The 14,233-nt window shown below is 44.5% G+C and carries 12 protein-coding genes; 9 read left to right on the plus strand and 3 right to left on the minus strand.

Translation table 11 applies throughout. The features are described from left to right. Positions 1 to 32: 32 nt before the first annotated feature. Positions 33 to 899: a fructosamine kinase family protein gene (locus C1S74_RS03015; RefSeq protein ID WP_045401270.1), complete on the plus strand. Its 867-nt coding sequence runs from the start codon at positions 33 to 35 to the stop codon at positions 897 to 899. Positions 900 to 1,150: 251 nt separating this feature from the next. Continuing rightward, on the plus strand, positions 1,151 to 1,345 hold the full coding sequence (locus C1S74_RS03020) for a CPXCG motif-containing cysteine-rich protein (protein WP_045401273.1): 195 nt from the start codon (positions 1,151 to 1,153) through the stop codon (positions 1,343 to 1,345). Positions 1,346 to 1,451: 106 nt separating this feature from the next. Here C1S74_RS03020 and C1S74_RS03025 read toward each other — a convergent pair whose 3' ends face one another. Further along, on the minus strand, positions 1,452 to 2,063 hold the full coding sequence (locus C1S74_RS03025) for a riboflavin synthase (protein ID WP_045401276.1): 612 nt from the start codon (positions 2,061 to 2,063) through the stop codon (positions 1,452 to 1,454). A 280-nt stretch (positions 2,064 to 2,343) separates the two neighbouring features. Here C1S74_RS03025 and C1S74_RS03030 point away from each other — a divergent pair, with 280 nt between their 5' ends. Then, on the plus strand, positions 2,344 to 3,714 hold the full coding sequence (locus C1S74_RS03030; protein ID WP_045401277.1) for an MATE family efflux transporter: 1,371 nt from the start codon (positions 2,344 to 2,346) through the stop codon (positions 3,712 to 3,714). A gap of 84 nt (positions 3,715 to 3,798) precedes the next feature. Here C1S74_RS03030 and C1S74_RS03035 read toward each other — a convergent pair whose 3' ends face one another. Continuing rightward, a complete protein-coding gene (locus C1S74_RS03035; RefSeq protein WP_045401281.1) occupies positions 3,799 to 6,930 on the minus strand; it encodes an HD domain-containing phosphohydrolase in 3,132 nt (1,043 codons plus the stop codon). A 464-nt stretch (positions 6,931 to 7,394) separates the two neighbouring features. Between C1S74_RS03035 and C1S74_RS03040 the strand changes: the two genes are divergently transcribed. The 6 genes from C1S74_RS03040 to C1S74_RS03065 all read left to right on the plus strand — a co-directional run bounded on the left by C1S74_RS03040 (position 7,395) and on the right by C1S74_RS03065 (position 13,058). Then, entirely contained in the window at positions 7,395 to 7,883 is a 489-nt protein-coding gene (locus C1S74_RS03040) for a prepilin-type N-terminal cleavage/methylation domain-containing protein (protein ID WP_045401284.1), read from the plus strand. A gap of 92 nt (positions 7,884 to 7,975) precedes the next feature. Next, on the plus strand, positions 7,976 to 8,425 hold the full coding sequence (locus C1S74_RS03045; RefSeq protein ID WP_045401286.1) for a GNAT family N-acetyltransferase: 450 nt from the start codon (positions 7,976 to 7,978) through the stop codon (positions 8,423 to 8,425). Between the two features lie 461 nt (positions 8,426 to 8,886). Next, positions 8,887 to 9,864: a tripartite tricarboxylate transporter substrate binding protein gene (locus C1S74_RS03050; RefSeq protein WP_045401289.1), complete on the plus strand. Its 978-nt coding sequence runs from the start codon at positions 8,887 to 8,889 to the stop codon at positions 9,862 to 9,864. A 228-nt stretch (positions 9,865 to 10,092) separates the two neighbouring features. Beyond that, positions 10,093 to 10,587 (plus strand): tripartite tricarboxylate transporter TctB family protein, encoded by a 495-nt coding sequence (locus tag C1S74_RS03055; protein WP_045401291.1) that lies wholly within the window; start codon positions 10,093 to 10,095, stop codon positions 10,585 to 10,587. A 20-nt stretch (positions 10,588 to 10,607) separates the two neighbouring features. Further along, positions 10,608 to 12,134 (plus strand): tripartite tricarboxylate transporter permease, encoded by a 1,527-nt coding sequence (locus C1S74_RS03060; protein ID WP_005451899.1) that lies wholly within the window; start codon positions 10,608 to 10,610, stop codon positions 12,132 to 12,134. A 153-nt stretch (positions 12,135 to 12,287) separates the two neighbouring features. Further along, complete coding sequence (locus tag C1S74_RS03065) at positions 12,288 to 13,058, plus strand: sulfite exporter TauE/SafE family protein (RefSeq protein ID WP_045401294.1); 771 nt, start codon at positions 12,288 to 12,290, stop codon at positions 13,056 to 13,058. A gap of 112 nt (positions 13,059 to 13,170) precedes the next feature. Here the strand turns inward: C1S74_RS03065 and C1S74_RS03070 are convergent, their stop codons facing one another. After that, the gene (locus C1S74_RS03070) at positions 13,171 to 14,142 is read right to left on the minus strand and encodes a TAXI family TRAP transporter solute-binding subunit (protein WP_045401297.1); all 972 of its coding nucleotides are present in this window, start codon (positions 14,140 to 14,142) and stop codon (positions 13,171 to 13,173) included. Between the last annotated feature and the right edge of the window lie 91 nt (positions 14,143 to 14,233).

A 14,233-nucleotide genomic window follows, 5' to 3' on the forward strand; every position in this document is an offset into this window, starting at 1 on the left:
ATTGTTGGTCAAATAGATAAGCGAGGTTTTGTATGTGGCAAGCAATATCGCAACAGCTTTCTGATACCTTGATGTTCGAATATCAAATCACTGAGAAGACACGCCTCTCTGGTGGAGACATCAGTGAGAGTTACATGATCAATGACGGAGAACAGCGCTATTTCGTCAAACTCAATGATCGAGACTTTTTATCTAAGTTCGAAGTTGAAGTAGAAAGCCTTCACTTGTTACGTGAAACCTCGACGGTGTTTGTCCCTGAAGTCGTGTTAGCGGGCAAAACCAAAACCCACTCATTCTTGATCCTGAATTACCTACCAACCAAACCGCTTGAAGATGTAAAGCACAGCTTTAAGTTTGGCCAGCAACTGGCGCGTTTACATTTGTGGGGAGAACAGAAAGAGTTCGGATTTGATTCCGATAATTACATCGGCTCTACCCTTCAACCAAATCAATGGCATAAAAAGTGGTGTGTCTTTTTTTCTGAGCAACGAATAGGTTGGCAGTTGCAGTTGCTGAAAGAAAAAGGTGTGACCCTCGTCGATATCGATGACTTTATTGATGTTGTGAAACAGCTTTTAGCCAATCACGCTCCAGAGCCATCATTGCTTCACGGTGATTTGTGGAATGGGAACACGGCATTGACGCCATTTGGCCCTATCTGCTTTGACCCAGCTTGCTATTGGGGAGATCGTGAATGTGATATCGCGATGACTGAGCTGTTTGGTGGGTTCCAACCTGAGTTTTATAAAGGATATGAATCCGTTGCGCCATTACCCGCAGGTTATGACGAACGAAAAGACATCTACAACCTTTATCACATCCTCAATCATTGTAACTTATTCGGAGGTCACTATCTTGAACAGGCCCAATCGATAATTAAGAAGATTATTTGTTATTGATCTGGAAGGGAAAGATCATTGCCGAATGTAAAAATTCGACGCACATCACCCTAGTTTAAGGCCTCAAGCTCAATCATGAGTTTGGGGTCAACTTTTGTACTTATTTCGACTCAATTAGCAACAACAGCACCTAATATTCAAAGTAACTCGACTTAATTTGTATCTCTGCACCAGAGAGAAGACGAGTGTTCAAGGGCTGAATTTTCGAGACAACAAAGTATTAAAAGCCCTGCAATACTAGGAGTTTTTGTATGCAAAATTACACTGAAAGACATGTTAAATGCCCTCACTGTGGGCACTCTATCGGCATCACTTTAGATGCAAGTAATGGTAACCAAGAATTTTATGACGACTGCCCTGCGTGCTGCCACGCTATCCACCTCAACATGAAAGTGGATGAGTTGCACGAAAAGGTAGAATTGTTCATTGACGATAACTACGAATAGAGAGCTTTAATCCCCCCGAGTAATCATCTACATAAAGTAAACATCCAAACAAAATATAAAAAGGAGCGGTTAAGCTCCTTTCTTGTTTCTGGTCATAAGTAAACGTTTACAACTGCTTTGCTGCTAATATACGTTCAACCGTATCGACGATAGCTTGAGTTTGCGGGTCAAATTCAATGTTTATTTTTTCTCCAATCTGACGCGTACCAAATAAGGTTCTTTGCAGGGTTTCCGGAATCAAATGCACCGAGAATCGATTCTCTTCGACTTCGCCGATGGTCAGTGAGCAACCGTCCAAACCGATGTACCCCTTCGCCAGTACATATTTCATCGACTCTTGCGGCAGTGCGAACCAAATGGTGCGGTTGTTTGGCGTATCAATCACATCAACAATCTCGCCCATTAAACTGATGTGCCCAGACATACTGTGGCCACCAATCTCATCACCAAATTTGGCTGCTCGCTCAATATTTACGCTGTCGCCTTCTACCAATTCACCTAGGTTTGTCAGAGCTAAGGTCGCTTGCATAAGATCGAAACTGATGTGCGTTCCTTCAATTTTAGTGACGGTTAGACAACAACCATTGTGTGCGACCGAGGCTCCAATCTCTAGCCCTTCACTTAACGAGCCTTCAAGTTCGATAACGTGAGTTTGAAAGCGCTCTTTTTTTTCGATTTGAACGACTTTAGCCGTACCCTGAACTATTCCTGTAAACATTCTCTTTACCTATTTGTTAGAAGCGACTGATAGCCAGAACGAACATTCGCAAGCTGTTTTTACTATTGTCTATCAATTAACCAAAAATCCCTATCTTGTGGGTATGGCATCTGGGCATACAATTGTTTATCATCTGCGCGGAGTTCCTCCGAGGCATTTTTTCACCTTATAGTGACTAAAATCAACCATCAGATCAGTTCATCACATCTTTTGTCCTCGAACACTCCCTATCTTTTCAACTTATTTTTATTCTATCTATTGTTCCGCTCTGGAGTATTTCGTGCATCGTTATAAAGAAGAAGCATCGAGTCTTATTAAGCTGGCGACCCCTGTGTTGATCGCATCTGTCGCGCAAACCGGGATGGGGTTTGTCGATACGGTCATGGCTGGTGGCGTGAGTGCGACTGACATGGCAGCGGTATCTGTCGCCGCAAGTATTTGGTTACCGTCAATCCTGTTTGGCGTTGGCTTATTGATGGCCCTTGTACCTGTTGTCGCTCAATTAAATGGTTCTGGCCGTCGAGTAAAAATTCCTTTTGAGATCCAACAAGGCATCGTTTTGGCATTGTTGATCAGCATCCCTATTATCGGCGTTTTGTTCCAAACTAAGTTCATACTTGGATTGATGGATGTAGAAGCGGCGATGACCGAGAAAACCGTTGGTTACATCCACGCGGTTATTTTTGCGGTACCCGCTTTCTTGTTGTTCCAAACGTTACGCAGCTTTACTGATGGCATGTCGCTAACCAAGCCCGCCATGGTGATTGGTTTTATCGGCCTAATGTTGAACATCCCGCTGAACTGGATTTTCGTTTACGGTAAATTTGGTATGCCTGCCCTTGGTGGTGTTGGTTGTGGCGTCGCAACCGCCATCGTTTATTGGGTGATGTTTGGGCTGCTTTTCCTTTATGTGACTACGTCTGCTCGTCTAAAAAGCATCAATCTGTTTGGCGAGTTTCATAAGCCACAACTGAAAGCTCAGATTCGTCTGTTTAAGCTCGGCTTCCCTGTTGCCGCTGCATTGTTCTTTGAAGTGACACTGTTTGCAGTCGTGGCACTGTTGGTTTCCCCATTGGGTTCAATCATCGTAGCCGCGCACCAAGTCGCCATTAACTTCTCTTCATTGGTGTTTATGCTGCCGATGAGTGTGGGTGCCGCAGTAAGTATTCGTGTTGGTCATCGTCTTGGGGAAGAAAACGTCGATGGCGCACGCGTCGCTTCTCGCGTTGGCGTCATGGTCGGTTTAGCGTTAGCAATGATGACGGCAATTCTTACGGTTCTGTTCCGTGAGCAAATTGCCTTGCTTTACACGAATAACCCAGAAGTTATCGAATTAGCGATGGTGCTATTGCTGTTTGCTGCAATCTACCAATGCACTGATGCGGTTCAAGTTATCGCTGCTGGTGCACTACGTGGCTATAAAGACATGCGTGCAATCTTCAACCGTACCTTTGTTGCGTACTGGTTATTGGGACTTCCAATTGGTTACATTCTTGGTCGCACAGATTGGATTGTTGAACCAATGGGCGCGCAAGGTTTCTGGTTAGGATTCATTATTGGCCTATCTGCGGCCGCCTTCCTATTGGGTATCCGACTTCGTTGGATGCATCACCAAGAACCTGCGATTCAGTTGAATTTTTCTCAACAGTAATTCAACCTAAACCTAAAAAGAGCGATACCAATGTATCGCTCTTAACAAAGTCATTTGGTGAAGGTTTAGTTTGGGCCTGTATTTTCAGTTAGAGAGATACTTCTGAACATCGACCTCATCCACTTGCGTTTCTGGTATAAACTTCTTCGCATAATCCAGGTACACCCCACTTTCCACAAACAAGATGAACAGATCCATATCTAAATGCTCATCCAGCGCCATTTTGTGCATGATATCGATCGCAACGCTGACAGGCTTCGCTTTTTTATAAGGGCGATCGCCTGCGGTTAAAGCTTCAAAAATATCGGCAATCACCAAAATACGCTCAGGGATCGACAAATCTTCGGCACTCAATTTACGGGGATAACCAGTTCCTTTCAGCGTCTCGTGGTGAGTCGAAGCATAACGCGGTACATTACTTAGCTCAGGTGGGAACGGCAATGCCTCTAGCATCTTGATGCCGCTGATCATGTGTTCATTGATTTTAAAGCGGTCTTCCGGTGTCAGCGTTCCACGAGAAATTGTCAGGTTGTACACTTCTCCCATGTTGTACTGATGCTCCGGCACTTGCATTTGAATACCATGCTCAGGTGCAAACTCAACAGGACGAATACGCTTAATAATGTGCTCTGGTTTGTCTTCCAATAGCTTTTCCATGACCGGCAGTTGCGTGTTCGACGCAGGCTTGTTCATTTCTTCAAATGGCGACAAACCCAAGCGATCATCGAAGTAACGTAGCCAAGTCTGTTCCGATATTTTCTTAATACGCGCAACTTTGTCGTCGCTCATAAACTCACCACCAATATTGGCGCTCGCCACAAACTCGAAGTCCTGATTCAGTTGCGCGACTTTATTGTCAAACGCAGCTTTTGCTTCTTCTGGATTGACGCCACCCTCCAGTAAAGCGGTTAAGTATTTAATTTCAGCATCACGTCTTAACACTTCAAATCGAGTTCGTATTTCATTAATGCGGTTGTAGTTGGCCTCAAGCTTGGTACCTTTATCAACAATATGTTCTGGCGTCGTGATCTTACCGCAGTCGTGCAACCAAGCAGCAATTCGGAATTCTCTTCGCTCCGCGTCATTTTGGAAGGCGAAGTTTTTGAATTTGCCGCTTTGACATTTTTCAGCCGCTTCCGCCAGCATCATGCCGATTTCTGGTACTCGGTTACAATGCCCTGCGGTGTATGGTGACTTGTCATCGATCGCTTGTGCAATAAGGCGAATGAAGGCTTCAACAAACTCTTCTTGCTGCTGCTCATGACTTTGTATCACACTCACCATATCCATCATCGAATCTGACAACTCGCTGATTTCTTTTACTTGAGTCTCTACCGGTTTTACTTTGTCGAACCTTCTTTCTCGAATCGCAGTGGTTCTTGCTTTCAAAGCATATATGGATCGAGTCATTGGTGTACCAAGACGCCACGCTAACGGAAACAACGCAATCAATACCACAGCAGTAAAAACCAAAGAATTCACCAGCCGTTTGATAACGGCTTCAGTAACCACTTCTTTGGGGATCACTACAGCAAAATAATCATCACCACCGCGAGAGGTTGAAATAGGCGTCACATAAACATAACTCGGCTTACCTTCTATTATTCTCCTAGTCATCAAGTTATGTGCAGAAGCGTCTTTTGCTAACTGATATACCTTAGGGTAAGGGACAAACGTCCCTCGCCACTGGTTTGAAGTCAGCCATTTATCTTTAAGTGCCTGATGCTGTTCTGGTGTAATAGCTTTCAAAGCAAGGTTAATAATATCCAACAAGCTCTCATGAGTGTGGTTCAAGTAAAGGTGAAACGGAATTGGCTTCTCTTCTAGCTTGTTGACATTAATTGATGAAACGCGCTCCAAGCCATTGAGCTCATCCAATGTCAAAAAGGTATCAACGAGATAAGGAACCATCTCTTTCTGCAATGCGTCTTTTGCGTCGCTTAAGCTTTCAAACTCGACAATATTAAGCTCAGGATATTGAGCAAGCAGCCACTCCTTCATCCCAAATCCAGCGACGACACCAATTGACTCTTGATTGGCATCCTTTAGCGATTTAGGAAATGGATGATTCACTTTTACCGCAATGGCAAGGTCTGCACTGTACATCGGGTCGCTGTGTTCACCATATTGGCGACGTTCACCAGAAACAGAATGCAATAGATCAATAGTACCATTGATGTATTTGTGGGCTAATACAGAAGATTCGAAGCCATTAACAAAATCAAACTTTAGTCCGGTCTTCTTCTGAATCAATCTCAACATGTCGATAGCGTAACCTTGGGGTTCGCCTGCTTGTGAGAAGTCATAAGGGCCCCAATCATTCTGGTTAGACACAATGAGAGCCGGCGCATTCATCACTACGGCTTTTTGTGCCTCGTTGAGTTCAAGTGGGGCTGAAGAAGGAATTTCGACATCTCGATGCAAATCGATATTGGAAGCAATGACCTCGCCTTTATGATTAAAGATGAACGATTCTGCACCACTATCCAAAGACATACCGAGCGCGGTAGGCATGATCTTTTGATTTAACGTAGAAAGTTCAATATCGATGCCAATCACATCATCGCCATTGCGTATCGAATAACTCTGCCCCGTCACTTTCATGTTCTTAAACAGATACGGTTCAGTTTTGAAAACACCGGTATTTTTCGCACTGATAAACCAAGGTCGACGCGTCGGGTAAAAGCTGCTTTTGCTTACAACGGTTCTGTTTACCTCAAAGTTTTCGGTAACATAAGAGACCACCATCTGACGCTCTGCTCCTACTCCAGAAGCTTTAGCGATTGCCCAACGGTCTGGCACCTCTGCATCCATTTTGTCACGAATAGTCTCCGATGTTCTTAGATTGATAATTTGGAAAAAGTCATCGTTCTCATTCCCTACATACAAGCTTTGTATAAAGGGATTTTCTTCCAAGACCTGTGCAAACAAAGTGAGGATTTCTTTTTCGGAGAAGTCATGATCCGCCATAGAAAGAAAGTTCTTTAGCATTTTGGTGCTGTTTGTCGCGTTTGTGTCAACCTGATGAATGTACTCACTGACATCAGCAGCTGCAGAGCTCAATTTGGAAATGACGTGTTCTTGGGACATCTTTTGTCCGAAGTAATACTGCATTCCCATAGCAAAGATAGCCGTAAACGCTGTTACGAACATAAACATGCTACTTACAATGAACTTGATTGAGTATTTACTATTTAGCTCAACACTCTCTTTCATTCTCGAGCCCCAATATCACCGAAAAGTACAAAATTGTTCGGAATTACATCACCATTAAATATCAAAATACTAAATTAACCCATACATAAGCGTAGACTGATACAACGTAATGTTTGCTATCAATTTTGCAAAATCTACGTATAAAACGATCTAACAAATAAGACAGTCATTCACAGAAATGAATTTTCTAGTTATTAATTCGGTCAGAAAAGAAATGAGAAGATAACCAATATGCGATGCATATCACGATAAAATTAACCCAATCCATTACATTCATGAAAATTCTTTATCTTGTCAATCTGTTACTTTTCTATATAGCTCAAGCTTTGGTGTTTAAATGAGCTTTATCGTTCATTGATAGGCTTCAACTGTTGAAATAATCGTTCATCTCAAATTTATACCGAGCACCTCGCTCGCTACTATGACGCCTCTTTTGTGTTACTCCCCATTTATAAGAAATCGCTATGAAACAAAAAGGATTCTCCCTAACGGAAGTGGTGGTTGCGGTTGTGGTACTGGCGATCATTGGACTGTTTTCTGCACCTAAGATGATGCAAATGCAACGCGAGGCTCGAATCAATACCCTAGAAGCTTTCGTTGGTGCTTTTCATGCCACCAATGAGGTCGTGATGACCAAAGCCAAAATACAAGGGGTTGAAAAGGAACCGTTGGCAAAACTGTCAGACCATGACATTTATATTCGAATGGGTTCACTCGCGTTGGATGATTTTAACGTGGTGAATGCAATGGAAATCGATGGGTTCAATCTTGCCAATATGGGCTCGACGGAAACACCCTCATTGCTGGTCTATTTAGGTAAGGAAAAATCCCTACAACAAATCCGAGATTCAGGCTGTTTTGTCAATATTCATCGTCCCTTCACGGCTTTCGATGTAGAAGGCATTGTGGCCATGGATGAGCTGAAAGTGAGTAAATTCTACAACTATTGCTAGCTCATCATTTTAGAGAGATTAGATTACCGGAAAGCCTCCCAGCGCATTAGGCGTATGCTTGCTAACATCCTGTATGCCTTTGAGGTTTTATTATGATCGTTGTGAAAAAAGCAAACGCCAATGACGTTGCGAAAATTGCCCCTCTTTACCTGAAGTATCTTGAGTTCTACCAAGTCGATGTTTCAGGTAAAGACCCCGAGGCTTTTATCAAAGCTCGTATTGAGAATGAAGAATCAGTCGTGTACTACGCGACTGATGAAAGTGGGCAGACGCTTGGTTTTGCGCAGCTTTATCCACTCTTCTGTTCGTTAGAAATGAAAAAGATTTGGCTTCTCTACGATTTGTATGTGGATTCATCCCAGAGAAAACGAGGGATTGGTGAACGCTTATTGGAACAAGCAGACCAACTGGCGAAAGAGACCGACTCTGCCTTTGTTATGTTAAGCACAGGCATAGACAACGAAGCCGCTCAATCTGTGTATGAGAAACACGGTTACGTACGCGATGTCGAGTTTTATAACTATGTACATATGATCAAGTGACCAAAAGTACACATGCTCAAATAAACAACGTACATATAAAATAAAGAAGAAGCCGAGCGAGTCTCGGCTTTTGTGTGACTAGCTCACACCACTTTGTACTTGCTCATACACAATCAAAAACAAGCCTGCGAACACCACCACCGTCAGCAATACCTTTAACCACATAAACTTCATTCTTCTCTCCTGTTTCTTGTTATTACCCATCAGTATCGCTCATTTAGAAAGTTTACCGCTGTGAGCAAGGTTCAATTCATCCGGATACCACAACATAAAAGTGCGCGTGAACTTTATGAACAAAACGTCGTTTATACTCAATATTCTCTTTATCTACGCATTAGAGACATCACGTTAACACCTTATTAACCTTTAGCTCATCACTAACGAGTCACCCTACCTCGTTAGGAGAACAAATAATAAGACTCTTCAAAACAAGAGAGTCACCAACATAAGGAACGTGAAACATGTTAAAGGTACTCAAACCAACGCTCGCCGCATCCATCATTGCAGCCTCATTTTCTTTCCACGCTTTTGCTGCTGATGTTGAAAAACTCCATTTCCTAATCCCTGGTGGTGCTGGTGGCGGTTGGGATATGACCGCTCGTGGCACGGGTGATGTTCTGGTTAAATCAGACATCGTTGAGAATGTCTCTTTCCAAAACCTCTCTGGTGGAGGTGGTGGTAAAGCCATTGCACACCTCATCGAAACCGCTGAGCGCCAACCTGATACGTTGATGGTGAACTCAACCCCAATCGTTGTTCGTTCACTGACTGGCATCTTCCCGCAATCTTTCCGCGATCTAACACCCGTTGCCGCAACCATTGCTGACTACGGCGCTATCGTGACTTCCGCGGATTCGAAGTACAACACATGGGAAGATGTGGTGAAAGAGTTTGAATCTAACCCACGTAAAGTAAAAATTGCGGGCGGTTCTGCTCGTGGCTCGATGGATCACTTAGTGGTTGCTGCAGCATTTAAAGGCGAAGGTTTCGATGCTCGTAAAGTTCGCTACATCGCGTACGATGCTGGTGGCAAAGCAATGGCAGCACTGCTATCTGGCGAAACCCAACTGCTTTCAACAGGTCTTGGCGAAGTATTAGAGATGTCGAAATCTGGTCAGGTAAAAGTACTGGCAATTACGGCACCAAAACGTCTGGACGCTGCTCCAAATATCCCAACTCTCAAAGAATATGGCAATGAGACTGTGTTCGCGAACTGGCGTGGGTTCTTTGCCGCTCCTGGCACTAGCCAAGCCAAGCTCGATGAATGGAACGCAGCTCTGACCAAGATGTACAAAACGGACGAATGGCAAGTTGTTCGTGACCGTAATGGTTGGATTGACAACTACAAAGCGGATAAAGAGTTCTTCGCGTTCCTAGAAGAGCAAGAGCAGCAAATGGGCGATCTAATGCGCGAATTAGGTTTCCTTAAGAAGCAATAACTCCCATCCGAGTTTATGGGGTTAGCTATCTCTAGCCCCAGTTGTATTTGCACTCTAATTTCACCGTATATGGGCATTGTCGATATTCGACAAATAAAAACTCCTTTGTTTATTGATTGGTAAACACTAAGTAAGTCGACTAGCAGCGATGCGCTTAATTGTTAATGACTTGGTCCTTCTTCATTAACGCCCATATACGGTCTTTTCCTGTTGTTCTAGGAGTTGGATATGTCTCATTCAACCAATATTTTTACCAAAGAGAATTTGCTGTGCCGCGATCGTGTCGGTGCAATGATCTTTTTGTTGTTTTGTTTATGCTATGGCTACCAAACCACGCAAATCCCCCTCTTTCCCGGGGATGAATACGAACCCTTCACCGCTCGCACCTTACCGACCATTCTGACCTATGTGGGCATTGGCTTGGCTTTGATGCTACTGGTGACAGGTCAGCCAGATAAACAAAGTGGCGCGGTCTTATCATTCAATTGGAAGCTGCTCGCTGCCTTTATTATTTTGATGGCGCTTTACGGCCTTGGCTTAACTTACCTTGGCTTTGTTTTGGCGACAGGCTTTTTCTTACTCGCTGGGTTTTATCTACTTGGTGAACGACGCAAATCGGTGCTGCTTGGTGCCTCTTTTCCGTTCGTTATCGCCTTTTACTTGTTGCTTACTCAAGGTCTGGATATCTACCTTGAGCCCGGCTTGATTTTCACCATCTGGTAGTCAAAAGAAAGGACTGAATTATGTTAGATGGAATTCTACAAGGATTATCCACCGCCGTGATGCCAATGAACATCATGATGGTGATTGTTGGCTGTTTTGTCGGCACGTTTATCGGCATGTTGCCAGGGCTTGGTCCTATTTCTGCTATCGCACTGATGATCCCAATCACCTATGGATTAGATCCGTCGTCAGGTTTGATTCTGATGGCAGGTGTTTACTATGGTGCGGTGTTTGGCGGCTCAACGTCTTCTATCCTTATCAACGCGCCGGGTTGTTCTTCAACGGTAGTCACCGCGTTTGATGGCTACCCAATGGCACAGAAAGGACAAGCAGGTAAAGCGCTTGCGCTGGCGGCTTACTCTTCTTTCACTGGCGGTACGCTTTCAGCAATCATGCTGCTTGTTGCGGCGCCAGCGCTGGCTAACGTCTCGTTAAGCTTCCAATCTTCTGACTACTTTGCGCTAATGCTACTTGGCTTATCCGCAGTGGCTGCTTTCGCAGGTAAAGGACAAGTGATCAAAGCATGGATGATGACCATTCTGGGTTTGATGCTATCTACCGTCGGTATCGATAAAGGTGTCGGTGTCGAACGTTTCACCTTTGGTCTAACAGATTTGATGGATGGTTTCAGCTTCCTATTGTTGGCGATGGCGACCTTTGCGTTGGGTGAAACTTTGATGGGCATTTTGAAGCCTTCTGAAGATACGCGTGATGAGGAACAAGATAAGCTGAGCAACATTGGCTCGATGAAAGTCACCAAGGAAGAAATCAAAGAAGTAGCACCGGTTTCTATTCGCTCTTCAATCCTTGGCTTCTTTACTGGTGTTCTTCCGGGCGCAGGCGCAACCATCGCCGCCTTCTTAAGTTACGGCATGGAACGTAACCTAGCTCCAAAAGATAAAAAAGAGCAGTTTGGTAAAGGCAGCATTCGAGGTTTGGTCGCTCCGGAGTCAGCGAACAACGCAGCATCAAGTGGTTCTTTCGTTCCTCTTTTGACCCTTGGTATTCCGGGCTCTGGTACAACCGCAATCATGCTAGGAGCGTTAATCGCTTACGGTATTCAACCAGGTCCTCGTCTGTTCGTTGAGCACCCAGATGTATTTTGGTCGGTAATTATCTCCATGTACTTCGGCAACATTGTGTTGGTGATTCTCAACCTACCGCTGATTCCATACATCTCAAAGCTGTTGGCAGTACCAAGAACCGTGTTGTTGCCGATGATTCTGTTCTTCTCCATCACGGGTGTGTATCTGGTTTCTTTCAACACCATGGACGTGTTTGTGATGTTACTTGTGGCAATGGCTGCCATCGCACTAAGGTTGGCAAACTTCCCTCTCGCACCGCTGTTGCTTGGCTTTATCCTTGGTGGATTAATGGAAGAAAACCTCCGCCGTGCATTGATGATTTCCGACGGTGAACTGAGCTTCCTATGGGAACGCCCAATCACACTGACATTCACGGTGCTTGCAGTATTGGTACTTGGCAGCCCACTGTTTGTAAAACTCTTTCAAAAGCTTAAAGCGCAGCCAGTGAAAGTTGAGCAATAAGCATTCTATCTCTCCCTCAAGATAGACCTTTGAAACCAAGCCACCCTCTGCGGTGGCTTTTTTCTTGGACTAATCGCTACTTTATTTCTTTGGGTGAGTTGCGTAGTGTTAACCGTTCAGAAACAAAACTATAAGAACAAAAAAGGACTTTTTATGCTGCTGGAATTTGCTCTCTTGTTTGCTGCAGGCGTCGTGGGTGGGATCATGAACTCCGTCGCCGGTGGTGGTAGCTTCATTACCTTCCCTGCATTGATGGCGGTTGGCGTGCCTCCTATCATCGCAAACGCAACGAATACCTATGCTTCTTGCGCAGGCTACATCAGTGGTGCAATCGGCTTTCGCGAAGAAATCATGAAGAACAAGCAAGAGCTGGCTTTCACTATCTCTTTCAGTTTGATTGGTGGCGCTGTCGGTGCTTACCTTCTGCTGAATACGCCAGAATCTGTTTTTCTTGAAGCGATTCCATGGCTACTATTATTCGCAACCGTGCTCTTTTTAACTGGCTCACACATAACTGCATTGATTAAGTCACTGACCAAAGAGACCAAACACGCCGGCATTCTGGGTGTGATTGCACTGAGTCTTCTTTTGATTGGCGTCTCTGCTTACGGTGGGTTCTTCAATGCCGGATTGGGCGTAATCGTGTTGAGTTATTTAGTGGTTGCAGGACACCAAGATATCAACTTAATGAACGGGCTTAAGCTGCTCGTTTCGACCTGCGTTTCCCTGATTGCCATCGTGATTTTTGTTGCCAACGGTTCAATCGATTGGACCAAAGGTAGCGTTGTCATGGTTGGTACATTAGTCGGCGGTTACTTGGCAGCGCGTGTGTCTCGTCAGCTGAATCCAAGCCACGTAAAAGGCTTTGTAGCCCTCTCTTCTATTGCCATTACTGTTTACTTCTTTATTGATGTTTATTTTTAGCTCACAGTCCAAATATTTGCCTAACTGAGGGCTCACTCTAAACAAACTAAAACGCCATCGCAAAATACGATGGCGTTTTTTCATGGTTTGAAGCTTCTATTTTAAAACAAGGTTACTTAATCAAACCCACTTCTTTGTAGTACTTCTCAGCACCTGGGTGAAGCGGCGCTGATAGACCGTCTTTCACCATCTCTTCTTTCTTCAAGTTAGCGAACGCTGGGTGTAGACGGCGGAAATCATCAAAGTTCTCAAATACCGCTTTTACTACGTTGTACACCACTTCATCTGGCACTGCGGTTGAAGAGACAAACGTTGCACCTACACCAAAGGTCTGCACATCACTTTCAGAACCGCGGTACATGCCGCCTGGTACATTTGCGATGCGGTAGAAGCTGTTGTCTGCCACCAATTTGTCCACTTGTGGGCCTGCAACCGTGACGATATTGCTGTCACAAGATGTAGTCGCTTCTTTGATGGCACCGCTTGGATGGCCTACGGTGTAGATCATTGCGTCAATCTTGTTATCACACAACGCTTTTGACTGTTCTGATGCTTTTAGCTCAGACACCAGTTTGAAATCGTCATTGCTCCAACCGTACTCTTTCATCAGCACTTCCATCGTTCCGCGCTGGCCAGAGCCCGGGTTACCAATGTTGACACGCTTACCTTTTAGGTCATCAAACGATTGGATGTTGGCGTCTTTACGAGCCACAACCGTAAATGGTTCTGGGTGAACGGAGAAAACCGCTCGCAGCTCTTTAAATGGTCCTTTATCTTCAAACTTGCTGGTTCCGTTGTAAGCATGATACTGCCAATCTGATTGAGCGATACCGAGATCCAACTCGCCTGCTCGAATGGTATTAATGTTGTAGATAGAGCCACCGGTACTCTCTACCGAACAACGAATGCCATGATCAGCACGTGACTTGTTCACCAAACGACAAATTGCACCACCCGTTGGGTAGTACACGCCAGTTACACCGCCCGTACCGATCGTCACGAACGTGTCTTTTGCAGAAACTGCAAAACTTGTACTTAATGCAGCCAGAGAAGCCGCGACAGCAATTTGCTTGAGCTTTAACATTGAACGTCCTTATTATTTCCTTTGTTTATGGCCAGATAAGTATAGCAAGCGTTAACAAGCTGATAACGTTCAAGATCACATACTGGAAATA

Source organism: Vibrio hyugaensis (assembly GCF_002906655.1).
GTDB lineage: Bacteria > Pseudomonadota > Gammaproteobacteria > Enterobacterales > Vibrionaceae > Vibrio > Vibrio hyugaensis.

Excerpts from the sequence above, each read along its gene's own strand:
- C1S74_RS03020 (WP_045401273.1), top strand. The coding sequence starts at position 1,151 with ATGCAAAATTACACTGAAAGACATGTTAAATGCCCTCACTGTGGGCAC.
- C1S74_RS03055 (WP_045401291.1), top strand. The coding sequence starts at position 10,093 with ATGTCTCATTCAACCAATATTTTTACCAAAGAGAATTTGCTGTGCCGC.
- C1S74_RS03060 (WP_005451899.1), top strand. The coding sequence starts at position 10,608 with ATGTTAGATGGAATTCTACAAGGATTATCCACCGCCGTGATGCCAATG.
- C1S74_RS03040 (WP_045401284.1), top strand. The coding sequence starts at position 7,395 with ATGAAACAAAAAGGATTCTCCCTAACGGAAGTGGTGGTTGCGGTTGTG.
- C1S74_RS03050 (WP_045401289.1), top strand. The coding sequence starts at position 8,887 with ATGTTAAAGGTACTCAAACCAACGCTCGCCGCATCCATCATTGCAGCC.
- C1S74_RS03070 (WP_045401297.1), bottom strand. The coding sequence starts at position 14,142 with ATGTTAAAGCTCAAGCAAATTGCTGTCGCGGCTTCTCTGGCTGCATTA.
- C1S74_RS03025 (WP_045401276.1), bottom strand. The coding sequence starts at position 2,063 with ATGTTTACAGGAATAGTTCAGGGTACGGCTAAAGTCGTTCAAATCGAA.
- C1S74_RS03045 (WP_045401286.1), top strand. The coding sequence starts at position 7,976 with ATGATCGTTGTGAAAAAAGCAAACGCCAATGACGTTGCGAAAATTGCC.
- C1S74_RS03065 (WP_045401294.1), top strand. The coding sequence starts at position 12,288 with ATGCTGCTGGAATTTGCTCTCTTGTTTGCTGCAGGCGTCGTGGGTGGG.
- C1S74_RS03015 (WP_045401270.1), top strand. The coding sequence starts at position 33 with ATGTGGCAAGCAATATCGCAACAGCTTTCTGATACCTTGATGTTCGAA.
- C1S74_RS03035 (WP_045401281.1), bottom strand. The coding sequence starts at position 6,930 with ATGAAAGAGAGTGTTGAGCTAAATAGTAAATACTCAATCAAGTTCATT.